Below are 24,613 nucleotides of genomic sequence, written 5' to 3'. Positions count from 1 at the left end.
GATGACTTCCACTTCTTCAATTGCATCGGCGCTCAACTGCAGGCCGAAGCCCGTTCCCGCAAGCGGATCCTGCACGGAGATGCCGTCGAGCAAATAGGCGTTCTCATAAGCGCGGCCGCCGCGAATGTGAATCTCATTGTCATTTTGTACGGCGCCCACCTGAGTCGCAACGATGTCTTGCACATTCTCGACGATTTGGTTTTGAATTTCTGCGCTGCTCACACTGCGCCGGCTGGAGGTTTCTTCGAGATCGAATAGCGGTTTTTCACCAATCACCACCACTTCCTGTCCCAGCGCCAGCACAGTTGATTCGAGCCTGAAGTTTAGTTCTGTTGCCGCGCCGGCCGTCACTTTCACGCCGGTGTTCTGCACCTGTTTGTAACCGAGCATCGAGACTTCGATGGTGTACACGCCGGGATTGATGTTGGGAATGGTGAAGGCCCCGTCGATCGAGGTGGCCGCGCCATAATAGGTGCCCTTGATTAATACATGCACGCCCGGCAGGCCCTCGCCGGTTTCCTTGTCGGTAATGCGGCCGGTAATGCTGCCCTTGGTTTGCGCGTGCAGAAGGCACGAGGCGCTGAAGGTGTACAGAATCAGAATGAGGAACGGAAGGTTCTTGCATTTCATTGTTACACCCAACGGTTTTTCACAACGGATAACAGCGGCCAACGGATTGGTTTGATCAGGCACAAGACTTGGCTTCGTTATCGTAAAATCGCCTTGATTTCCAAGCATGATTTCCCAAAGTTGATCAACAAGCCAGCAACAAAGCCAGAATGCTTTAGATAGGTTCTCATTCGTGTCACGTCAAGTAAACTGATTTGATTTTGGATGGCAGTTACTGTACACAAGAGCTGATCTTCGATATTAAACGCTTTTGTCTTGTATAAACCAATAGCCTCGCCATCATATTGCACTGAGACATGGAAGTTGTTGTTATATGTAATTTTCTGATAATCCAACTCTGCTTGAAGCAGGTTTTGGCAAACCATCTTACCATATCCCAATCCATGCGCTTCAAATACAAACAAGATGGCCTCTCGTATTCTAGCCAATAGATGCCGCGTTGCTTCCCCGACTTGCCTCTTTATTTCAGAATAGTCTTCGCCGATTCTTTTTTCTTTCTCATTAAATGGTATTCTTTCAATCTCGGCTCTTGGTCGTCCGAAATTGACCAGAAGTCCGAGATCTTTTTGCCAGAGCTTTAGTTCCGAGATGATTTGCGCATAATGGGCTTGCACGAAATCAATCGGAACCGCCTTTAAGGCCACGATGATTTTTTCAAATACAAGGAGGTCAAGCTCAAACCTTTTGAGTCGGGCGCCTCGATGCACAAGATATTTTCTTTCCTTCGAAACAGTCGGAAAACCCCTTTTTGAAAAACATGCGAGCAGCGCTTGATGGTAAGTTTCTTCATTAAGCCCAACTCCTATATCGTTGTGCACCTCGAAAATACACGCGCGAATCTCTTTGGTCAACTCTTCGTGCCTTAGCGCCATACCAATTCCCCTCACATATGACTTGAGTGCAGCCTGAACCTGGTTGAGATTTGCTCATCAGTTGGCAGCTTTTATCCGTTGGACCAAAGTCCGTCTGCCGAGCCTCTTTATTTGAATGTATCCGTCAAAATTCTCTCAATCAACTTCGCTGCCGTACCGTCGCCGTCGAGCGTGGCAATCGGCAATCCCATAAACACGAATGATGAGGTACCGTCGACGACAGCCACCACTGGCGTGTCCGGCCATTGGCTCGCGTTGGCAGGCAGCACGTAGAGTGTATCCGAACTGATTTTCGGTACTAACGGGAAAACATTGGGAATGATTGCAGTGTTGACGCGCAACTGCGGGAAGTCTCTGGCGGCATATTTTGCGGTGGGCTGAATGATTTGATTGCGCGTGATGCGGCTAATCCTGGCGCCGAGACTATCAACCGGCGAAAAATCCAGTGGGTCACCTTGATTGGTGGTGAATTCCTGAAAGGAGGTGGTCATGATCAGCTTGCCGCCGCCCGCGAGAAATTGTGTGATGCTAACCTGGGCTTTTTCCAAATTCGGCTCGGTATCCGCATACCAGAAAATACGATCGAATAACTGCAGCGTGCCGAGAAAGGCATGCGCCGAGGGCGGCTCGAGCGCGCCGCCATTGCTTTTGATATCCCAAATTTCGACCGGGCCCACGAGATTTTGCAGCGTCGTGCGGTAGAAATTTCCCGCATTGTCGTTGACGTTGTAATCATCCAGCAATAAAAATTTGCTGATCGGCTCTTTCACGTACCAAACCTCGTCCGCGCTGCGCGGCATGCGAATGATCTCGCTGCGCGCGCCGGCGAGATCGATTGCGCGCAGATAGAAAACATGCGATCCCTGCGTCAAACCGTCGTCGGCCGTTAATGTGAGGGAGCGTGTGCGGGCGTCAAGATCATGCCAGGCGGCATTGGTATCGTCCAGCGCGTATTGAAATTTTTCGATGGTGTCATCGCCATCGAGATCACTGCTTGACCAGTTGAAGGTCGCGACCGTGAACGTGGTGTCCGGCACATCGGTGCCCGTGGGAAATTCAACCACCGGACGGGTGTTGACTACGGGAAATCTCTGTGTGGCCGAGGAAGGATCAGCCGCGCCTTGATCATCAACCGCTTTCACGCGCAGGGTGTACGTTGTATCCGTGCCTGCCAGGCGCAGGGTGAACGTTTCTCGCGTGTTCGTCGTGAAGATCCATGAGGCCGCCGGCGAGGCATTGTTCCAACTCGTCAACTCCGGGGCATTGTTATCAAACGTATAAATGAATCCCACAATTGCGCCATCCGGATCATCGCCCCACCAGTGCAAGGTTTGCCGGCTGATCGCGGCGTTGAGATCGCGTTCGGAGAAAATCGAGATAAACGTCTCCGGCGGCTGGTTCGGAAGAGGGTTATCGCTGAAGTTTTCCGAGCAGGCAAAAATCAGGCAGCATGCGACCGGAAAAATGGCTTTTAGAAATTTACTGCTCTGGCGCATAGAGACAACCTTCTCTCTTGGTGCAAGTGGTGTGATGATCGGAACGGAGTGTTATCACCTAAATTTGGCATTGTGTTTTGGCCAACACCCGCTGGTGGATGAATCCACAGGCTAAAATGTGTAAGTCGCATAAATGCGACTCCCACCCATCGGGTGACAGTCGTCTTCAGATGACTTACGCCTCTTAGCCTGCGATTTCAATCGCAGGCGGAAGTGCTTGCTTAAAATAGTTACCCTATTTCCTATCAGGTCAACTGACCGGTCACTTTTGCACAATCTACCGCAAAGCGATTTTATTGTAGTGACCGGTCAGTGGTTTTGACCTATTTCCATATCAGGTCAAATGACCTTATTTGATAAGCAACATCTTGTTCACTTTTTCAAAACTCTTTGACGTCATTTTGTAGAAATACACGCCGGTCGGCACGGCCAGGCCGCGTTCATTTCTGCCGTCCCAGTTTATGGTATGCACACCCGCGGGTTTGACGGCATCAACCAGGGTTCTCACCTTTTGCCCGAGCATGTTGTAGATCACCAGCGATATCTTGCCGCCTTGCGGCAGTTGATACTTGATGGTGGTTTCGGGATTGAAGGGATTGGGATAGTTTTGCTCAAGAGCATACGTCAACGGCGCCTCGTTGCGATCGGCAACCGAGGTGGGCGCGCGCACGACATCGTTGTTGTTGCGCGGCAGAAGCTTGTAGTTGTTGAAGGAATAATAATGCACGCCGATCAACGAACGAATGCTGTCGCCTTGCACATAAATGGAGTCAAGATTGCCGTCAAAATCTCCCAAATCATCGACGCGTACTTCGCCGCTGCCATCATTGATGGAAAATTCGCCGAAGTTGCTGGCGCCGTCCGGGAAGGGATTGGAGACGACTGCGTTCCGCACCTGGACCAAAACGCTTTCCCACTGTTCGGCCGTTGCGGCGCCAGTACGCAGATCGCCCGTGCGAACCTGCACCGGCGCGGGCAGCGGATTGCCGCGGCTGAGAATCGTGACGTTGCTCGGCGCCGTGATGCGCGTGACTTCGAAGTTTTCTTCCACACGTCCGGTGACGGAGACGAGATCACCGGCTTTGACATTGGTGGTGTTATCATTGACCCAAATACCGCTCCAGGGATCGGTGCCGTCCTGAATCCAATAAAACGAAAAATCCGTGGTGTCTGTTGTCACGATGCCCTGCACCGTCACGGTCAAATTCGTATAGCCCGAGTTACCATCGGCAAATGGCGTGTATTGCAGATCAAAAACTTTCAAACCGGCGTCGCGCACAAAGTAGAAGAATTTTGAAACAGAAGTATCTGCCGGAATCGTGGTGCGGTCGCCATCGGTATCCGCGGCCGCCAGAAAATATTCGACAAATGCGCCATCTGCTTGTGCAGGAATGTTGCCGGAGAATTGATTGGCGCCGCCGGCCGTCATCGTCTGGGTTTGAAAAGCGCCGCCATTGATGCGATAATTTATTTCCGCGCTTGCAACGGAGGTTTGCGTATCAACAATATTCGCCGAGACGGTTACAGCAGCGGTAGAGGTTGCAACAACAGGATTGCGGGCAATATTGGTGATCACCGGCGGTGAAGAAGCCACCTCGATATCTGCCAGGCTGCGCGGATTGATCGTGGTTGTGCCTTGTGTTGTTCCGCCGCGAATGAAGCCTGTAACATTGATTCTCGTGCCCGCCGGGAAGCCCGGCCAAACGCCGCCATTGGCGCTGACGACATCGAAAACGGCGTCAAAATAATCATCGAGACTGATGCTGCCCGTGGCATCACCGGCAGTCATGATATTGCCGGCCAGGCCGTTTGCCGTGACGGTCAGGTTTTCAAAACGCACCAGCGTGCTTTCCCAGCGCTCGGCCAGTTGCGTGTTGGTCGTTCCGGCGCTTGCGCCCAAATCACCGGGCTTGAGCACAATCGGCGCCGGCAAAGGCAAGCCGAAATCCAAAAAATCAACTTGTGTCACCGGATTGGTAAGAAGCGCGAGTTGGGTAATACTTTGCGAGCCTGCGGACGTCGGAAATTCCGAAAGCACGCCGGTGATCTTGATTTTGTCGCCCGCTTGTGCCGAACTGAAAAGTGTGCCGGCAACATTGCTGTCATTTTGAATCACGAAAAATCCGCTCCAGGGCCCGCCTCTCTCGTCTTGAACAAAGCCGCCCCAACGCGCCCCCACGAAAATTTCACGCGCGCCTTGCATCATGATTCCGGTAACCGTTATCGTATCACCCACAAACGGGGAATCGTCCGCATTCGTCGCGCCGATCGCATCCGCGCGTACGAATTGAATGTCGGCGATGTTCAAACTGTCGCCCAGCGCGCGCGCCCCCGGCGTGGCCGGCGCGTTGATGCTCCAGATGCCGCCCATCCACGAAGTGTTCTCGCTGGTTTCGTTATGGCCGGTAATGCCGTTGCCGCCGGTCCAATTCTCCAGATCCTCAACGTTCAGCTTGCGCTGTGCGGAAGAGCCGTCGTTGTGCGGATTGGGATCCGCGTCATTTTCAGTGTTGACCACAAACTGTTGCGCAATGGGTGTGTCGGGCAGATAGCTGGAAGGCGTGCTATCTGCATCCGGGCCGTCGATGCTTACGCCGGTTTTGTCGACAGCTTCCGCTTTGTCGCCCCAGACAACGTAATCGACATCCTGCACCAGATCACTGGCGCCATCCCAATAGTAAAGGACGATAACTTCACCGTCATTCGTCAGGCCGCCTTGATTGGCAATGCTGCCCGGCGTGGCTTCGCGCATGTCGGGAATATCGTCCGCCGCAGGGCCCTCCTCAAACAGTTCATAGGTCGGCTGAACCCCATAGGTATTGAAGAAGCCATTGCCGACCATTGCGATGGTTTGATGTTCACCGGGAGCGATCGTCGCGCCCTCTGGAAAGCGGGCGTTGAAATCGCCAAAGCCGCCGCCACCGGCATTGGCGCCGGTCACGATGTTGTAATAGTAGGTGCCGCCGCCGGCAAACGTGGCGTCGGTGAGATAGTAGTTCGAGAGATTTATGGTTTCTGAAGTGGGATTGTAGATCTCCACAAACTCTCCGGCGGTCGGGCTGATCACAAATTCGGTGATGATCAAATGTGAGGGCGCCTGGCCGAATGCCGAAAACGCCGCCAAGAATATCAGAAAAACAGCAAAGCCAAACGATAACGCTTTTCTCATGAGTCTCTCCTTCGCGTGTAAGGGTTGGAAAATATGGAAAACGAACGATTGACGCTAATGTGGCTGGTACAATGTTGACTTGAATAGTTATTTCAGTTCTGTCATCCAGAAGGGATCCTGTGAAGTACTCGGTATTATGCCCACAACTTCGCGCGAGCCCTTCGAGATGTCATTTCATGAAAATACTCCTGCAAACTAATTTCATTGCGAATCAAAATTGTGCAGCAAAAACCTTACGCAACGACGCAGAGTCGCAAAAGGTATGCAAGGTTTTTCGTCGCTGTTTCTCTGCGTCTTTGCGACGTTGCGAGATGGTTTCTCTTCTTGGTTCCCGCTTGTCCGGTTTATGGTAACAGCTCTCGTACGCCCACAAACACCCTCCTCATCGCATCACTTAATCACCAAAAACTTCCCCCGCTGCACATTTCCGTTCGCCAGGTTCTTGACGACATAATAATACAAACCCGAAGCCAAAGCTTGATCATCCCGCGTGACCAAATCCCAGGCATGCTCGCCGCCCGCGAAAACGCGGTCGCCGCGGGAAAACTTTTCGAACCACTGTAAATCATCGCCGGTATAATTCGTGGCTTGATGCTCAAATGAATCCACCAGATCGCCGGCGAGCGTGTAAATGCTGACTTGCGAACGCGCCGGCAAATTGTAGAAATAGATTTTGCGATCGCGCTCGAGATTGCCATCCCACGCCGCTTTGACGCGGTAAGGATTGGGATAAACCCCGACGCTTGCTTCCGTCACACCGCCGTTGGCGCGCTGCTCTTCCGGCGTGGGCGAGCCGGGAAACACGCGCACGACGTTGCTTAGCCGGCTGCTCTCCAAACTTGCCAGTCTGATTTCGGGATCGCCGCCGTCGAAGGCGGTGACGGCAAACGCATATTGCCAACCGTTCAACAAGTTCTCATTCACAAATTTATAATGATAATAAATCGTTTCGGTTTGGCCGGTATTGGGATTGAGGGCGGTCTCGCCGAATGTCACCGGTTGCGCAAGCCGCACAAATTTGAAATCTGTGTCATAGCCGATACCATTCACCGAATCGAACTCCGCAATCAGCGTGAAGCTGGAAAACAAATCGTGCCCGGGCAAATCTTCGCCGAGCTGTGTGCGGTAGAGGCGATAGCCCTCGAAATCTTTTTTGCCGCTGATAAAATCCACGGATTCCTCCGCGGAACGATCCCAATAAATCGTCACCTGGCGATCAGTGGGGATCACCTTCACGCGCGGCGGCGAAGGCGGGGTGGGCAACACGTAGCGATCGAGCCGGCCGTCGCGATCGACATCCTCACCCGGATCGAGCTGATTATTGGCGTTGCGATCTTCGCCGTCATAAGCGGTTTGCGCCCAGAACGCATTGGTGTAGAGATTTTGCCGGCTTTGTTCGGTATCCAGGCGATTATCGTCGCTGCCAAATTTGCCCGCGCAAATTACCGCAAACACGACATTGATGGAAGAATCGGGATCGAGGCTCTGAAACGGCCCGGTGGTGAGCAGCGTCATGAAATTTCCCACGCGGCCTTTGATCACGCGATCAATCAGAAAACGATCCATCGGTTCGGCCTGCTTTTGATAACTCTCGATGTCGGTTTGCGGGGAGAACAACACCGGATCGCTGGTATCGCGAAACAGCCAGGAATTGAAGCTCGAAGCGACGCGATAAGCCTGATCATTCGCCTGCGGCGTGGCGCCGAGATGCTTGAGCGCAACATAAAGGCCGTTGTCAGTGAAACCGGGATCGCCGTCATAGTCATATGCATAAGCCATGCGCAGCGAATCAACATAATCACCGCTGCGATGCTGATAAAACGGCGAACCCACGCGCGGCGGCGTAATGTTGATGTTGCGAATCACGAGATCCGCCCACAAGGACACATAAACCTGATTCAAGCGCCGGGCGCCGGTATTTTTTATGGTATAATTCAGAATGACGAAGGCATCGGCAAACGGAAAATTCCACGCGTAGGATTCCAGATGCACCGAAACGTTGATGGGCTCGTGCTGCGGAATGCGAATGGTGGTGCCGGGTACAACGATATTCGAGTCGGTGAAATCCGCGATAAAATCTTGATGGCTGATGGCCTGGGGAGAATAAAACGGGCTGTCGATGATGCTCGAGCGCTCGGCGACGCGATCATTGGGATCGTCGGAGTTGGTGAATTCAAAGCCGGCAGCCACATCACGCAGCGAGGAAATATCGCGCGCGCCGCTAGTCACGAACACCGTGCCGTCATCGCGTTTGCCGCCCACCCAAAGCCCGCCGACGAACAAATGCTCGATGCCCGAGCCTTTGGGATATTCGCACGACGGTTGATCGACCGGCGCTTGCACGCCAAAGCCGTCGCCAAACGTGCCGAAGTTGGAAACCGTCATCCCGATGCTGCCGACCGTGGTGTATTTGCTGTCGTCATCAACCGTGGGCTTGATAAAATGCGGATCGCGCTCATGCTGAGAGAAGAGCTGGGGCGAGATAAAAAGCGGAACACAGCAACAGAGAAAACCCAAAAAGAATCTTGTCTTCATGTCGCGGACACATAAGCTTTGTGATTCAGTGCACAGCTTCGCGTGATGAGGCAGGCTTGAATGAACGTTGACAAACTAACCATCTCATCGGAATTTGTCAAGGCTGGCGGGTAAAATTATTGTTAAAGTTTTATTCGACCCCTTGAGTTGCACTTCTTCGTTCAAGCAACACAACGTCCCGCCATTTGCCGGCATGCGGACCATAAGCCATCTTTCCCAATTTTTCTCGAATGCCAACCTGCCGGAAGCCGTGGTGCAAATGCAGGCGGAGGCTCGCTTGATTTTCCGGGAAGATGCCGGCCTGCAACGTCCAAAGGCCGTGCGCCTCGGATCGCTTGATCAACGCGTCCAACAAAAGCGAACCGACGCTATGGCCGCGTGCTGGCGCGCTGACGTAAACGCTGACCTCAGCGACACCGGCATAAACGCCTCTGCTCGAAACCGGACTGAGCGCCGCCCAACCAACGATCTCATCATTCGCACGCGCAACAATGCTGCACGCATTGAGTTTCGTTTTGCGCCATTCTTCCCATGAACTCGGCGGCGCAGCTTCGAAAGTCGCATCACCGGTGTCAATGCCCTCTTGATAAATCGCGGCCACGGCTCGCCAGTCCTGCGCAGTCATTTCTGTGATGGTGATTGTCATATCATGCCGAGGCATCAAACCAGGCCGTTTCGGTGATCTCCGGCTGAACCTCGGGGCCTCGTTTGCCTTCGATCAATCTGCCGGTCACCACCTGGCCATCGTGTTGAAACACCAGCAGCGCATTTTTCGCCAGGGCCTCACGCTGCAAACGCCGCTTGCTTTCGATGCTGGTCATAGGATAAATGTCATAGCTCGGAACCCAGGCGAGCCGGCTGAGATGAACGGCCCAACTGCTCGCATCACCCAGGAACAGCAAGCTTTCACCGCGATCTTCCACCCAAACAGATTGAATGCTGATAGTGTGCCCGGGCGCAACTTCAGTGCGCACACCGGGCGCGATTTGATAATCGCCGTTGATGATCTCCAACTGCCCGCTCTCGAGCAACGGCTGCCAGTTGTAAGATTGATACGTCGCGAGCGTGCGTTCGTTGGGAAAGCTCGCTTCCGCAAGATCGAGACGTTGCACAAAGTATTTTGCTTTGGGAAATGTAGCTATGGCTTTGCCGGGTGAATGATCCGGCGCCTCCCAACGTGTCGGCGAGCTCACGTCGAGCTGTGTAGCGCCGCCGGCATGATCGGCATGCAAATGCGTGAGAATGACGATCGCGACCTCTTCCGGCCGGAAGCCAACTCGGCGTAGATCATTTACTAACCGTTCGCGCCGCGAACCCAGGCGCAAAATGCTGCGTTGCTTCTCATCGAATTTGTCGCCGCGACCCGTGTCCACGAGAATCAAGCCTGCCTGCGATTCGATCAGCAACACCCGCAGCGCGGCCGGCACCTGATTGAGTTCGTTCGGCGCGATCACTTTCTCCCACATCACCCGCGGCACCAACCCAAAGAATCCGCCGCCGTCCGCCGCTTCAACGCCATCACTTAAAATGTGGCATTTGAGAGAACCGATCTTGAGAGTGTAAGGCATGATTTTTTGCCAGAATTTATTGTGACAGAATTTTTACAGGAAGATACCGCGCCGGTTCAAAAAAACAAATGACAATTTGCCCGATCTAACGGGAATTATGTAATTGCATTTCGGCAGGTGAATGGTTATCATTGCGTTTGCCAAAAGACCGCCGTGACCGCATGTGGCGCGGTGGTGGAGCGTTGCCGCCTTGATTCAAAAAGCACCCATCTTTGACATTCCGCAGGAAACTTGTGAAGCATCCGGCGCCAAGCTCAGTACCTGAATTTTGCATGCTGAGATATGACAAGAAAGAATCGATAATCGTCTTAAACAAACCGCAAAGCGGTGGAATGTTTATAGTGAAATCCGCCCCACCACCCTTCAAAACTCCGAAGGAGTGAAATGTTGCATGGGCTCGATTTTAAACCTTGATCTTTCGATGAAAAGAACATGCCACTCCTTTCGGAGTTTGTAGAAACGGAGTGCGCGCATGACTATAACCATTTCACTCCTTCGGAGTTACCGGCAAGTTCTCATGCAAAATTTTTTGTGCCTCACCCAATTGGTAAATTGACATCTTGATCAAGCCCGCGCTCATCGCGGGTTCGGTCAGACTTGGTGCAAAATTCAGGTAGTACGTCACAATATCCCTGGATGACACGTGAAGATGAATGTACGTTTCAAGATAACAGCGCACCCGGTTTGTAGCACATCTCCAAAAACAAGATGGCTCGCCGTAGCGGCACAAGATTGCAATTCTTTCTCAATAAATAAGGAGTTTCATCTCTTATGAACAGAAGTTCACAGGACATGACCATCATCGAAGAAGTCAAGCATGCCCATCACGCCATTGTTGATGAAATCAGTAAAGTCATTGTCGGCCAGAAAGAGGTGATCAATCAACTCTTGATTGCATTGCTGGCCAACGGCCATTGTTTGCTGGTGGGTGTGCCGGGATTGGCAAAGACGCTGTTGATCAGCACACTCGCACGCGTGTTGGAGCTTAAATTCAGTCGCATTCAATTCACACCGGATTTGATGCCTTCTGATATCACCGGCACCGAAATCATTGAGGAAGATGTGAGCACCGGCCGCAAAGCATTTCGCTTCGTGCGCGGGCCGGTGTTTGCGAATATCGTGCTGGCCGACGAGATCAATCGCACACCACCCAAAACCCAGGCGGCATTGCTGCAGGCCATGCAGGAACATGAAGTCTCTGTTGCGGGACAAACCCACAAACTGCCCGAACCTTTTTTTGTGCTCGCCACGCAAAATCCCATCGAGCAGGAGGGAACCTACCCGCTGCCCGAAGCGCAGCTCGATCGTTTCATGTTCAACTTGTGGGTCGATTATCCCAGTTCTGAAGAAGAAAAGCTGATCGTCAAAAACACCACCGGCGGAAATATTGCGAATCTCCGGGAGATTTTGAATGCCGCCAAGATTTCAGAGTTGCAACGTTTGGTGCGTGAAGTGCCGGTGGCGGATAATGTCGTGGACTACGCCGTGCATTTGGCGCGGCAAACACGCCCGAATCAAAATGATGTGCCCAAGTTTATCAAGGATTGGATCAGTTGGGGCGCCGGGCCGCGCGCTTCGCAATATCTCGTGCTGGGCGCGAAAACCCGCGCGATTCTCGACGGCCGCCCGACGCCGGATATCGAAGACATTCGCGCAGTGGCAAAACCTGTGTTGCGGCATCGTCTCGTTACGAATTTTTCCGCAGAAGCAGAAGGCGTGACCACGGTGCAGATTATCGATGAGTTGATTAAAAACGGGCGCTGACTATCACCTAACACCTTAAACAATTGTGTAAGGTGTTAGGTTTAAAGTGTAAATCTCGTATCATGCCAACCGAACCGCTTCACAAAAAATATCTCAAAGCCACAACCATCTCGCGGCTGCAGAACATGAGCCTGCGCGCGCGGTTGGTGGTAGAGGGTTTCATCACCGGCCTGCATCGCAGCCCGTATCACGGTTTTAGTGTCGAGTTTGCCGAGCACCGGCAATACATGCCGGGTGATGAGATTCGCCATCTCGATTGGAAAGTCTACGGCAAAACCGATCGCTTCTATGTCAAGCAATTCGAAGAAGAGACGAATCTCAAATGCTATATCGTGCTCGATCAATCCGCTTCGATGGGCATCTCGCAATCTGCGGGGGTGAGCAAGTTTCAGTATGCGAGTTATTTGGCCGCGGCGCTGAGTTATTTAATGATTCACCAGCGCGATGCTGTCGGGTTGACGCTGTTCAACCAACGCATCACAGATTATTTGCCGCCGCGCTCGGTGATGAGTTATCTCACGCGCCTGCTCAGCGCATTGGAAAATGCGCAGCCGGGCGAGCATGCTGATTGGGCGGCCTCGCTGCATCAAATGGCCGAGCAAATCAAGCGCCGCGGACTAGTGATTCTACTCTCGGATTTTCTGCCGCGCGATCTGGACATCGAGCCTAAACAAATTCTCACCGGATTGAAGCATTTTCGCCATCGCCATCACGAAGTTTTGGTGTTGCAAGTGCTCGACCGCCTCGATTACCGTTTTGATTTTCGTGAAGACGCCATTTTCGAAGATGTCGAATCCGGCTTGCGCATGCCCACGCAACCGCATCACATTCGCGCAGCAGTGCAAAAGGAAATCGACGAGTATCTCGCCTGGTTCAAACGCCAATGCCGCGAAAATCGCATTGATTACATGCTCATCGACACCGCCATGACATTCGATCAGGGTTTGATGGCGTATTTGCTGAAGCGGAAACATTTGGGGTAGTTGTGGATTGTGGATTGCAGATTTCGGATTGCAGGCCGTGGGTTGCAGCTAACATTTGCTTGATGACACATTAACCAGTAACCAGCAACCAGCAACGAGCAACGAGTAACGAGTATCCAGCATCCAGCATCCAGCATGCAAATCTTCCTCCTCTGGCTGGCAATCATTCTTTTCCTCCTCGCGTGTTATCTCGCTTACCTTTGGTGGCATCCCACCCGGCGTTCACGCTTTCAGGTACGCTTGACGGCCCTGTTTTTGTTGTTTGCGATTGTGCCGAGCGTGCCGCTGTTGTTTGTCGCAAGCACGCTGACGACGAGCACGATCGACATGTTGCTGGTCCCCGAAATGGAAGGCACGATGCTTAATGCCGTGCAGGCGATGAAACAGCAGTTTGAAAATCATGCGGAGAGTTTTGTGCGCGCTGTGCAGGGCGATTCGGTCACGCCGGCGCTGTTGCGCAAATGGGAGTTTGATTATTTTCTGGTTTGGCGCAAAGAGCAGGAGGCCGTGCAACTCGTGCAGGCCGTTGCCCGGGATGAAGAAGCGCGGCAGCTTGGTTTGAGTTTTGGAGATGAACGTCTGGCAGAAGCATGGGGCCAGCGCGACAGCGAGTTGGAGACAATTTCTCAGGGCAACGGCGAGTCTCGCAGTCATTGCCGCGTGTGGTTGCCACAAGGCCCAGATGAAATGGTGCTGGTGGGTTATGCTGTTTCGCCGGAAATCATTGCGACCAAAGATCGCTTGGCCCAGGCGATGCGCGTTTACAACTCCTTGTCGTTGATCAAAGAACGCGCGCTGCAAGACGAGTTGATTTGGGGCGGTGCGGCCGCGGCAATTCTCGTGCTGTGTTTGCTGTCCGTTGTTAGCGCGCGTCTGCTGTCGCAACGCATCAGTCAACCGATTGAACAGCTCACGCGGGCAAGTCTGCAGGTGGCAGGCGGCAATTTGGAGGTTCAAGCCGAAGCAACGGCAAAAGACGAAATTCGCCAACTTGTCGATTCATTCAATCATATGATTGGCGAATTACGCACAAGCCGGGAGAAACTGGTGATCACCGAGCGGCTGGCCGCATGGCGTGAAGTGGCGCGGCAAGTGGCGCATGAGATCAAAAACCCGCTTACGCCGATTCAGCTCGGACTCTATCGCGTGCGCCAGCGGTTGGATGAATCCGTTGCCTCGCAATCCGCGGTGCAGGAATCATTTCAGAGTATTGAAGAAGAGTTGGCCAGCTTGCGCCATCTCGCCGAGGAGTTTTCCGACTTTGCGCGTTTGCCCAAAGCCGAATTAAAACCGGGCGATCTAAATGAAGTCGTTCAACTTACGGCGCGTTTGTTTCAGGGCGTGGGCGGCGAGATTCAGATTAAAACCGATCTTGCGCCTGATGTTTCGCGGCGGCCTTTTGATCGCGAGCAGATCAAACGCTTGTTGAATAACTTGATCAAAAATGCGCTGGAAGCGAGTCTCACGCCCTCCAGCACGATTACCATCAGCACGCGACGCGAAGGCGAGAAGGTCCGCTTGACCATTGCCGATCAAGGCCCGGGGCTTTCCCCGGAAATGTTGGAAAAAATTTTTGAGCCAAATTTCAGCACCAAACGCGGCGGCGCTGGCCTGGGTTTGACGATGGTCAAGAGAATCGTCGAAGAACATGGCGGGACGATTGCGGTGGAAAGCGCGGCAGGGAAGGGGACAGCATTCAATATTTTGATTTGAAGTATTCTTGGCGTAATCGCCTTTCAAATTTAACTTACCTCGACCATCCTCAGTGTCTTGTCGGACACACCGTTTCCCGAGGCATGCAGTGGCAGCGTGAGGCGCAGTTGCGTGCCGCCGTTCGGCAGGGCCACGACTTCGGCAGCACCGCCGCATTGTTTGATCACTTGATACAATTTCCACAAACCCAAGCCCGAATGCGGCGTGCTCTTGGTTTTGAAAAAGGGCAGAAAAACTTTGGTGATATTCTCGGGCGAAATGCCGCGACCGTTGTCTGTCATCAGCACGCGCACGCGCGACACTGCCGGCAAGGTCTCAACCTCGATGTTGATTTGCGTGGCTTCGGCTTCGATTGCGTTCAGCACGGCTTCATCCAGCCCATTGCGGAATTTGGAAATAACCTCGACGGGAATGGGCGAGGGCATGGGCGTGATGCGAAATTTGATTTTGTCGTTCCAATGCTGCTCGAGGCGGCGCAACTCCTGGCGCAAATCTGTGGCCACCACCGCTTGCTTGACGAGATAGGCGCTGCAATCGATCAACTGGCGGATGACTTTGCTCATGTCGTGAATCGAGCCTTGCACCCAGGCAATGGCGCGCGCGGATTCCTGATTGGCGAGCGAAGCCAGCTCGGTTTTCAAAATATCAATGTAACCTTGAATGCCGGAAAGCTTGTTGTTCAGCACGTCACCCATGCCCGCCATCAAATCCACCATGGCGAGCTGCTTCTCGTTTTCAATAAGTTTGGCCTCCAGTTGCTTGCGTTCGTCGATGTTTTCGCAAGTCAAAATCAAAAACTGCAGCTTGCCGTCACCGTTGCTGACGTGATCCGAGTGGATCTGGCAAACAAAACGATGCCCGTCTTTGTGCATGCCCACGAGATCGATCTCTGCTTTTTGTCCGGCGAGAGTTTCCCACACGGCATCGCGTTTCATGAGCGGGCTGGAGAGCAGCGAGTGCAGCTCGCGGCCGCGCAAATCACTTGCCGCAAAGCCGAACAATTCTTGCGCCGCGCGGTTGTTGTCGACGATGATGCCCTTGGCGTCCAGGACCAGCAACCCGACCGGCAAGGATTCTTTCACGGTGGCGAGAAACGAATGCGTTTCCTGTAAGCGCTCAGTTTTTTCGGCAACGGCTTTTTCCAATTCCCGCTCGCGCGCCCGCGCTTGTCGCATGCGTAGGCGAAAGATGCCGTAACCCAGGCCCAGTAGCAGCAGGGCGCAGCCGGCATAGAACCAGGCGGTTTGATAAAATGCCGGCAGAACCTCGAACGAAACTTTGGCGGTGTCGGAGGAAGCCTGACCATAAGCATTCACACCGCGCACCCACAAGGTGTATTGTTTGGGCGCGAGATTGGTGTAACGAATCTCATGTTCGGCGCCGAGGTTCTTCCACTCGTCGTCAAAGCCTTCGAGTTTCACCAGGTTGGTGTTGGCGTTTTCGTTGATGAAGGAAAGCGCGCCGAATTTGAAGTTGATCTCATTTGCGGTGCTCGCCGGCAGTCTGAGATCGGCAAAGTTACGATAGCTTTCGTGTTTGGTTTCGAGCGCGAGAATATCAACACGCGGGTGCACGGCAGTAAACGGTACGGCCGCAACATTCACGCGCGAAGCCCCGCCGATGGTGCCGAACCACATCCAGCCCTCGCGGTCTCGCATGACGGCGCGCGTGTTGCATTCGTTATCCGCCAAACCGGAGGCCGCATCGAAATAAAAAAATTTGGGGCTATCAAAGTAAGCCACGCCGTCGTTCGTGCCCAGCCACATGCGCTGCTGTTGGTCCTCGGCAATGAAGTAAATCGTCTTGCTCGGCAGGCCGTCATTCTCGTCGTAGACTTCGAACTCGTCCCCGGCATAGCGCAGCGCGCCGCCGAAGCGTGTGCCAAACCACATGTCGCCGGCCTGATCTTCGTAGATGCAGTAGATCGCCGGTGACTGCAGGTTATCCATCTGATCAAAAATATGCGTTTGCTGGTTTTGGTCTCGCATATATATACCGCCGTCGGTCGCAATCCAAAACCGGCCCTGGCGATCTTGATATATTTGCGACACAGAAATATGCGGCAGGCTGTCGTTCGTTGTCATCGCTGCGAAGCGCTCGTTGCGATAAACGATGGCGCCGCTGTTGAACGTGCCGAACCAAACTTCGCCATTGGGCGCGCAGTAAACGCTGCGCAGGTTTTCGCTCGGCAATCCGTCGCGCGCCGTAAAATGTTGCCAGCGGCCGTTGCGTTGCCGCGCGGCGCCGCCGTTGGTGGCAACCCAAATGTCGCCCTCCGCGGATTGCGCTAGACCGTGAACAAAATTATCCGGCAGCGCATTATCAGAATTCAATACCTCAACCGAGTTGCCCTGCACGATGGCCAGCCCCCCGCCGCTGGTGCCGATCCACATGCGCCCGGCGCGATCTTGCAAAAAACTGAAAACGACGTTTGCCGGCAAACCCTGTTGCCGCGTGTAATTTTGAACATGCCATCCAAAGATTTTTGCCGCGCCGGCGCCCAGCGTTCCAATCCAGATGTTGTTTTCATAATCGACGCACAGCGCGCGCACAAAATTGCTCGGCAAGCCATCGCGTGTATCAAACGTTGTCAGGCTCTGGCCGTCATACTTTAGCAAACCCGAGCGCGTGCCAATCCAGAGATTGCTGCTTTGATCTTCGGCGAGGGCATAAATATTCTCATCAGTCATCCCGAGGCGTTGCGAAAACAATACGACTTGGTTGTCTGCGAGACGGTACAAGCCCTCCGCCGCGCCAATCCACAAAACCCCATTTTGTGCATAAAACAATCTTCGGATAAAATGATTCTGCAGTTTTTCAAATTCGGTTGGAACCGTGAGGCTATCGCCGTGCACACGGTAAAGGCCGTCATCGGTGCCGGCCAAAATTTGCTGTTCGCGAGATACGGCAATCGCTCGAATGATTTTGCTGTTGCGCGTGTTGTCAAAAACCGTAAGCACCAATTCCGGTTTCGATGAATTCGTTTGTTGTACCGCGCTGCGGCACAAGCCCGCGCCTGTGCCGATCCAGAGATTGCCGGCGCCATCTTCAGCGAGACTGAAAATTTCGTTGGAAGGAAGGCCGTCCGGTACATTAAAATTGAAAACGGTTTCTTCGGGTGTGATGCAAGCCAGGCCGTTTTCCGTGGCAATCCAGATATTCTCAAAACGATCTTGCAGAATGTCGCGAATGGAGGCGTGCCCCAAACCTTCCGTCACGGAGAAGCGTTTCATCTGACGGCCGTCATACCGCGCGGCGCCGTTTTCATACGTGCCGAACCACAGGTAGCCTTGGCGATCCTGATAGACGTCGATGATCTCGCTTTGCGGCAGGCCCTGGGCTGTACCATAATGGCGAATTTGAAACGTTTGTGCGAGGCTGGGTGACGGCAACCGGCACAGGAGAAAGAAGAGAGTAAGTAGAATCGTTCGGGCGTTCATTGGACTTCCTTTTATATTCCTGCGCGGGTCCCGCCGCTGGAACTCTCACAAAGAAGATTGGGGTGAGAGCTTTGTTACTGCATCTCGCACTCTCTTGAAATGTCATTCAGGCGAATGTTGTGAAGTGCTCCGTAATATGCCTGCAACTTCACAAGAACCCTTCTGGATGACAATCAAGGATGGATAGACTTTTCAAAATTACACTGTACTAGCGGCGTTGACGTGTTTGCTTGATGTAATAGCGTTGAGCTTTTATTTTGCCGGCGCGGCGGCAGACTCAGGCGCTACCAGCGTTGCAAAAAGATGCCGCGTGAGGCCCGCAATGGTGGCGCGCGCCTGCTCATGATTTGTAATTTTGCGCGTCAAGATCGCCAGCACAATCGGCTTGCGGTTGGGGTGCAAAATGATCGCGGCATCGTGATTGATCGCCGTGATCGAGCCGGTTTTATTGGCGGCAATGAACCCCTCCGGCAAGCCCGCCGGAATGCTGTCCCGGAATTTTTGATCTTTGAGAATCGCAATCATTGCTTGACAGGCGGCCGGGCTGGCAGCGCGCTGTTCGGCGATGGCCTGCAAACTGAGCATGAGATCGAGGGCGTTGGTGCGGTTGTTCCGGCCCAGTTGATACGCCTTGCCATCTTCGACGCCGCGCAGGACTTGCATATCGTGAATGCCGAGTTGCTGCAGCGTTGCCATCACTTTTTTTGCGTCAACCAATTCGATCAATAGATTTGTGGCGAGATTGCTGCTCACGGTGATCATTTGATAAACCAGATCGTGGACGCTCATCTTCTGGCCGATCACCTTATAAATCGCCTCATCGCTGTCCTCGCCGAGATCGAGACTGTAAGGCGAGCCATCGACGATGCTGGCAAATTGATTCCGCACAAAAACCGAATCCTCCAATCGAAATTTTCCGGCTTCCGCCTGGCGAAACACCTCGATCATCACCGGAACTTTCATGGTGCTGGCGGCATGCATCATGCTTTTTTCATTGAAAAAGTATTCCTGCCCGGTTTCCAAGTCGCGAAAGGCAACGCCGATTTCTGCTTGCAAGCTGTCGGTGAGATGTTCGAGATAATGATCGAGGGCGGCGTGTGTTGAGGTGAGGCGGTGGGACTGCGCGTTTGTGAAAGGTTTCTGGCCAGCGGCGGCGCCGGCGGCCGGCCATTCATGCGCGGCCATCAAGATAATCATAAAAATTTTGAGGTGCATGACGTCGACGAAAATGCCTCGACGCGCGCCGGCAAGCCTCCGGCGCACGTCGGGACTTGTTTAGTTCAGCTTATCGAGAATTTCCTGAATCTGTGGAAAACGGCCGGTTTGATATTTGGAATAAATCAACTGCCCGTCTTTTTTGATGTCGAAAATGCCTTTGCTGCCTTCGACTAAATCGACCGTGGCATGTGGCAATCGTTTTTTAAGTTCACGCTCCAAACTGGAGGCTTGCGGCCAGTAGTTTCATTGCACACAATATTGAATGGAAATCTTCATGTCTCCACTTTCCCTCACGATGATTTGCTGGTCTTTGCTCCGACGGCTTGCTTGTGTATATGCTCCAACCTTTGACTCCAACTCTGTGTTGTGCAACAGCGAGCTGGAGTCAAAGTGGGAACAGGGGTTCAGGCCAGTCGTTTATGCATATACTTCTTCCAAGGGCTCATCCTCTGCAATGCGATAGCGCGGCTTGCGGCCATTGCTGCCGCCAATGAGATTTTCGGGATTGAGCGCGAGCAATTCCGGAATCACGAATTTGCCGTCGCGGCGCACCAGCACCTCGTCGCAATAGATTTGGCCGCCGCCATATTCGGGCGTTTGAATCATCACCAAATCCCAATGCACCTGGCTGCGATTGCCGTTGTCCGCTTGTTCGTAAGCATTGCCGGGAGTGAAATGAAACGAGCCGGCAATCTTTTCATCGAACAGAATATCGAGCATCGGCTTTTTGATGTAAGGATTGAAGCCGAATGAGAACTCGCCGACATAGCGCGCGCCTTCATCGGTGTCGAGAATTTCGTTCAAGCGCGCGGTTTTATCCGCCGTGGCTTTGACGATCTTGCCGTCTTTGAACGTGAATTCGATATCGGAAAACGCCACGCCCTGGTAAATCGTTGGGGTGTTGAAGTGAATATAACCGTTCACCGAATCCCGCACCGGCGCAGTGAAGCATTCGCCGTCGGGAATGTTGAATTCGCCGCCGCACGGCACCGCGGGAATGCCTTTGATGCTGAATTCTAAATCCGTGCCGGGCCCAACGATACGCACGCGATCGGTGCGTTCCATGAATTCTTTCAGCGCCTGCATGGCATGCGACATGCGGCCGTAATCCATGGTGCAGACATCGAAATAAAAATTCTCGAAAGCCTCGGTGCTCATGCCCGCCTGTTGCGCCATGGAAGAATTGGGATAGCGCAACACCACCCATTTCGTCTTCAAGCGAATATCGTGATGCACCGGCTGAAAAATGTGTTTCTGCAAATGCCGCATGTTGAGCGCCGGCACGTCGGACATCTCGCAGATATTGTGGCTGCCGCGCACGCCGATGTAGGCGTCCATTTTGGACATGCGGTATTTTTCGATATCACCCAACAGCTTGAATGCGTCTTCGCCATATTTGCGATACATCTGGCGCAAAACCTGATTGTGCTTGGTTTCGACAATCGGCAGGGCGCCGCAACGAACCGCCGCTTCGATCAGCTCGGCGACGAATATTTCAGGCACATCGTAAGCTTCAATCAAGACGCGCTGGCCTTTTTCCAAACGCGTGGAGTGTCGGGTTAATACCTCCGCCAAACGGGTTAATCGTGTGTCTCTCATAGCATTCCGCCAAAGTTGAAGTTCGTGATGCCAGTCGCGCAATGCCCCGTCATTGAATTAAAGGCATCTGGCAGAACGACCGGCAAATATATTAAATGATTACTCGATTGTCAACAACGCGACTGCTGAACGGCGCTTGCCGTCATGCAAAATTCTTTATCGGCGGCTGGCGGCGTCGAGCTATTAGTATCTCCTCGACGGCGATCCTGCGAACGATTTATCGACGATATTTCAACGAAGATGTATTTTCTGGCAGAATGTGAGGGTTGGCAATGCCAGGTGAAGAAGTCGAAAACGTGAAGCCAAGATGATTCTCACCGCCAGCGAATTATACAATGATTAAATTGTACAGTCACCCTGACAACTTGCGGAAACGACGAATAAATTTTTGTAAAATATTTTTGGGGAACATGCGTTCCTGTACCAAGCTTTTGATAATTCTCATCGAAAAGCCAAACATGCAAACCCGATCCTCAAAATTTATGATTTCATAAATCGCGACATGGTGCATAAACTTGTTTCGCAAAAGCTACAAGCGCTTTTGCTCAGAACCATCCTCGCGCGCTGCGTCGGCAAGAGCACGCGTTTGATGCTAAAGTATAGACGGCGATTCACGGTGTTAGTTCTCAATAAAGCTCGTGTTGTACGGCAAAATGCCCAATCCCACAACTCTTTAAGGATGAAGAGGAGATTCTTATGTCCGTTGCCTGCACATGTGTTTGCCCGCCTCGCCGCAATTTTGTTGGCGGCGTGAACGTTTTTGGTTGCCCACTGGTAGCTTGGCTGCGTTTCAGTTTGCTTATGCTGCTTCTACTCACACCGCAATTCTTGCCGGCGCAAACGGCCTCGCCGCGTTTTAATGCGCGCATTTTGGTGGATGATATTCTGCGTTATCGCCTGGTCTCGGGCCAGCGAGTCTTCGGCGAAGCCATCATCACCATTGTGCATGACAGCACCGCCAACCTGATTCACATTGCCGAGTCAACCACCGGCTTGTTCGAACGTTCCAGCAAATTCACACTCAAGGCCGATTCCACGCTGCGGCCGCTGTTGCAGCATACGATGGTTTCCGAACACGAATTCTTGCAAGAATGCCGGCTGGAATATCATGAATACGCCGTCACCGGTGAAGTCAAGCGCCCCGAAGGTTTCGGCGGAAGCTTTGCCATCAACAAACGGCTCAATCGCGACGCGGCAGACATTTACGCCGTGCAGCATCTCGTGCGCGCCAGCCATTTATCCGTCGGCCAAATGCTCACCTTCCCGATCTACAATGCCTTTGATAATGAAGAAAGCCTGGCGCGCGGCTGGATTTCCAAAACCGAAACCGTGACCGTGCCGGCCGGCGCGTTTCAATGCTTTCGCGTCGAGGGATTCTCCGGCAAAGCGCGCTGGATTCTGCTGCTCGACACCGCCTATCCTCACCGCATCATCAAACAAATCTATCCTTCCGCGCATTTAAGCCTGGAGCTTGTCGAAGTCGCGGCGACGTTCTGATCAAAGCCCTTGACATCGTGAGGGGAGATGATTACCTTTTCGCCGGTTTTTGAGAACGAACGTGGTCGGATCTTCCATGCTATTTACTGGCGATACCAAACGAAACGGCATTCTGCGGCCGCGGCAGAAGAATGCTTCCCCCATTGAAACGAATTTTCTTTTTGTTTATGGTTTGTTGATGCGCGGTTTGGAACGCGCTGATTTTCTGAATAATCCTGACAAAGCGAGCTTTATCGGCAAGGCGGAAGCTGCCGGCGTTTTGTACGATGTCGGCGCTTTCCCCGGCATGATTGCGAGCCAAAACGGCGGCGTGGTTTACGGCGAATTGTACGAGCTGCACGATCCCGAGATTTTTTTTGAGACGCTTGATCTCATCGAGGGCTACTGGCCCGATCAACCCGAGCGCAGTTTGTCGATTCGAAAAATCATTTCCGTGGCCACCGCTTCCGGCCCGATCAACGCCTGGGCCTACCTCTTGAATTTGCCGAGCGAGGGCTTGCCGCAAATCCCTTCAGGAAATTTTCGCGCCTATCAACCGGTTACCGGCTGGCTTGATGATTAATGACGCGCATGCAAACATGTTGACTCCCGCAGAAACCATGAACTCGCGTCTGTGGGAGTTTTTGTTTTTGGGACGAGATTCGCATCAACTGTTTATTTGAATCTGTTAGCGTCTATGCCGTTTTTCAGTCAAACTGAAAATTGAAACTTCTTGAGCCGCTTTAAACTCCGCTCACAAAAATGGAAATCCCACAAAAAAGCAAAAGCCTTTTCTGTGGGATTTCATTTCCGTGGGCGAGACACTTTCAGAATTCTATTCTAACTTTGAGAAGTTAATCGCCCAGCGCGCCTCATGCCCGAACTGCTCATTTCGAACACCACTTCTGCCGGCATTGCCTTTGGGATTGCGGCATTCCTGGCAATCTTTGCCGCGCTGTTTGCGCTGCATGTTTATCGCGCGCAGAGCTTTGCCGTGTTTGCCGGCCTGTTTGCCGCAGAGGTGATCAAGCTGTTTTATCTGCTCACCCTGTTGGGCCAGATGAATCCGGTATGGGCCTGGACCGGCCCGGGCAGCGTTGCATTTATTGCGCGCGCGTTTTTGATCATGCTCAGCGCGTTCTGGCTGGTTTTTTCCTTTCTCGCCTTTCATCATTCCTCACCTGCGGAAAAATCTCATCTGTTGCACTGGTCGATTTATGCGGTGATGGCGCTCGCCTTGATTTTCGGCCTGACGCTCGGGCATCAATCCCTTTTGCAAACGATTACTCTGACGCCGTCCGCGCAAGACTTGATCCGGCAATTTGCCGCAGGTATATGCGCCGGCTGTTTTTTGTTGGCGAGTGTTAGCGCCGGCATGCGTTGGTGGCGCAGCCGCAATGCGCTGTGGATCTGGTTGGTATTGGCCGCATTGACGCTGGCCGCGACCACGGCGCTGCAATTTCTGCTGCCGTCTTCCGCGGTTTCGGTTATGGCCTTGCTCGGCCTCTCGAGTTTGCTGGTTGCGATCGGTTTATTTGCGGATCGCGCGCGCTTTTTGCGTTTCGAAGCTGAGCTGCGCAAAAGCCTGCTGGAAAACAGCATTAAGCTGGAGGAACAGCTTCGCAGCCAAAGCGCGGCCATGGCGCTCACGCACGAAGCCATCGCACACCTTGATTTGAACGACAAGATCATTTTTGCGAATGAGAATTTTTTGCAATTGATCGGCTATCACGGCGATCCGCCGGTGGGCCGGAGCCTGAAAGAGATTGTGTCGAAGGAAGTTTATGAGGCGTTTCAGCCCCTGCTGCGCGAAGCGCGGCGCGAGCGTTCGGCGCAGGTGGAGATTGCCGTGCCTTTGCCCGGCGGGCAACGCCTCATGCAGGCTTCGTATGCGCCGATTCGCCAGGATAATCAAAGAATCGAAGGCCTGCATCTTGGCCTGATTGATGTCACCGAGTATCGCCGCACGGAAAAGTCGCTGCAGGCGTTGGCCGGCAGCCACCGGGAAAATTTCAATATTTTTTATCAGGCGCAGGCCAATGCCTCGGATGCCATGGTGATTACCGATTTGCAATACAAGATTAGCGACGCCAATCCCGCGTTCGAGCGCGCCTTTGGCTTCTAAAAGCAGGAAATCCTGGCGCACGAGA

The 24,613-nt window shown here is 53.0% G+C and carries 17 protein-coding genes; 6 read left to right on the top strand and 11 right to left on the bottom strand.

Going from position 1 to position 24,613, the window contains the following annotated elements; genetic code table 11:
• The 7 genes from FBQ85_06960 to FBQ85_06930 all read right to left on the bottom strand — a co-directional run.
• The coding region (locus FBQ85_06960; protein MDL1874896.1) for a hypothetical protein at positions 1 to 738 on the bottom strand (738 nt) is incomplete at its 3' end.
• Positions 708 to 1,502, bottom strand: a complete 795-nt coding sequence (locus FBQ85_06955; GenBank protein MDL1874895.1) for a GxxExxY protein — start codon at positions 1,500 to 1,502, stop codon at positions 708 to 710. The genes FBQ85_06960 and FBQ85_06955, both read right to left, overlap by 31 nt.
• A 107-nt stretch (positions 1,503 to 1,609) precedes the next feature.
• Entirely contained in the window at positions 1,610 to 2,998 is a 1,389-nt protein-coding gene (locus FBQ85_06950; protein ID MDL1874894.1) for a hypothetical protein, read from the bottom strand.
• Positions 2,999 to 3,347: 349 nt separating this feature from the next.
• The gene (locus tag FBQ85_06945) at positions 3,348 to 6,167 is read right to left on the bottom strand and encodes a T9SS type A sorting domain-containing protein (GenBank protein ID MDL1874893.1); all 2,820 of its coding nucleotides are present in this window, start codon (positions 6,165 to 6,167) and stop codon (positions 3,348 to 3,350) included.
• A 390-nt stretch (positions 6,168 to 6,557) separates the two neighbouring features.
• On the bottom strand, positions 6,558 to 8,702 hold the full coding sequence (locus FBQ85_06940) for a hypothetical protein (protein MDL1874892.1): 2,145 nt from the start codon (positions 8,700 to 8,702) through the stop codon (positions 6,558 to 6,560).
• Positions 8,703 to 8,832: 130 nt separating this feature from the next.
• Entirely contained in the window at positions 8,833 to 9,348 is a 516-nt protein-coding gene (locus tag FBQ85_06935; protein MDL1874891.1) for an N-acetyltransferase family protein, read from the bottom strand.
• A 1-nt stretch (position 9,349) separates the two neighbouring features.
• Entirely contained in the window at positions 9,350 to 10,270 is a 921-nt protein-coding gene (locus FBQ85_06930) for an MBL fold metallo-hydrolase (protein MDL1874890.1), read from the bottom strand.
• Between the two features lie 771 nt (positions 10,271 to 11,041).
• Between FBQ85_06930 and FBQ85_06925 the strand changes: the two genes are divergently transcribed.
• The 3 genes from FBQ85_06925 to FBQ85_06915 all read left to right on the top strand — a co-directional run bounded on the left by FBQ85_06925 (position 11,042) and on the right by FBQ85_06915 (position 14,730).
• On the top strand, positions 11,042 to 12,034 hold the full coding sequence (locus FBQ85_06925) for a MoxR family ATPase (protein MDL1874889.1): 993 nt from the start codon (positions 11,042 to 11,044) through the stop codon (positions 12,032 to 12,034).
• Positions 12,035 to 12,096: 62 nt separating this feature from the next.
• Positions 12,097 to 13,017 (top strand): DUF58 domain-containing protein, encoded by a 921-nt coding sequence (locus FBQ85_06920; protein ID MDL1874888.1) that lies wholly within the window; start codon positions 12,097 to 12,099, stop codon positions 13,015 to 13,017.
• 135 nt (positions 13,018 to 13,152) lie between these two features.
• On the top strand, positions 13,153 to 14,730 hold the full coding sequence (locus tag FBQ85_06915; GenBank protein ID MDL1874887.1) for a HAMP domain-containing protein: 1,578 nt from the start codon (positions 13,153 to 13,155) through the stop codon (positions 14,728 to 14,730).
• Between the two features lie 29 nt (positions 14,731 to 14,759).
• On the opposite strand, the gene FBQ85_06910 is transcribed toward FBQ85_06915, so the two are convergent.
• The 4 genes from FBQ85_06910 to FBQ85_06895 all read right to left on the bottom strand — a co-directional run bounded on the left by FBQ85_06910 (position 14,760) and on the right by FBQ85_06895 (position 20,987).
• Complete coding sequence (locus FBQ85_06910; GenBank protein ID MDL1874886.1) at positions 14,760 to 18,170, bottom strand: PAS domain S-box protein; 3,411 nt, start codon at positions 18,168 to 18,170, stop codon at positions 14,760 to 14,762.
• A 252-nt stretch (positions 18,171 to 18,422) separates the two neighbouring features.
• Positions 18,423 to 19,385 carry a serine hydrolase gene (locus FBQ85_06905; GenBank protein MDL1874885.1) on the bottom strand — a complete coding sequence of 321 codons (963 nt, stop codon included), beginning with the start codon at positions 19,383 to 19,385 and terminating at the stop codon, positions 18,423 to 18,425.
• A 60-nt stretch (positions 19,386 to 19,445) separates the two neighbouring features.
• Complete coding sequence (locus FBQ85_06900; protein ID MDL1874884.1) at positions 19,446 to 19,607, bottom strand: SelT/SelW/SelH family protein; 162 nt, start codon at positions 19,605 to 19,607, stop codon at positions 19,446 to 19,448.
• Between the two features lie 198 nt (positions 19,608 to 19,805).
• Positions 19,806 to 20,987: an aminopeptidase gene (locus tag FBQ85_06895; protein MDL1874883.1), complete on the bottom strand. Its 1,182-nt coding sequence runs from the start codon at positions 20,985 to 20,987 to the stop codon at positions 19,806 to 19,808.
• An 801-nt stretch (positions 20,988 to 21,788) separates the two neighbouring features.
• On the opposite strand from FBQ85_06895, the gene FBQ85_06890 reads away from it, so the two are divergent.
• The 3 genes from FBQ85_06890 to FBQ85_06880 all read left to right on the top strand — a co-directional run bounded on the left by FBQ85_06890 (position 21,789) and on the right by FBQ85_06880 (position 24,588).
• Entirely contained in the window at positions 21,789 to 22,484 is a 696-nt protein-coding gene (locus tag FBQ85_06890; GenBank protein ID MDL1874882.1) for a DUF3108 domain-containing protein, read from the top strand.
• Between the two features lie 76 nt (positions 22,485 to 22,560).
• Positions 22,561 to 23,046 carry a gamma-glutamylcyclotransferase gene (locus tag FBQ85_06885; protein ID MDL1874881.1) on the top strand — a complete coding sequence of 162 codons (486 nt, stop codon included), beginning with the start codon at positions 22,561 to 22,563 and terminating at the stop codon, positions 23,044 to 23,046.
• Between the two features lie 291 nt (positions 23,047 to 23,337).
• On the top strand, positions 23,338 to 24,588 hold the full coding sequence (locus FBQ85_06880) for a PAS domain S-box protein (protein MDL1874880.1): 1,251 nt from the start codon (positions 23,338 to 23,340) through the stop codon (positions 24,586 to 24,588).
• The last annotated feature ends 25 nt before the right edge of the window (positions 24,589 to 24,613 follow it).

The organism is Cytophagia bacterium CHB2, assembly GCA_030263535.1.
Classification (GTDB): Bacteria; Zhuqueibacterota; Zhuqueibacteria; order Zhuqueibacterales; family Zhuqueibacteraceae; genus Coneutiohabitans.
Note: the sequence above shows the minus strand (reverse complement) of the source record. Positions and strands in the feature narration are given on the sequence as shown.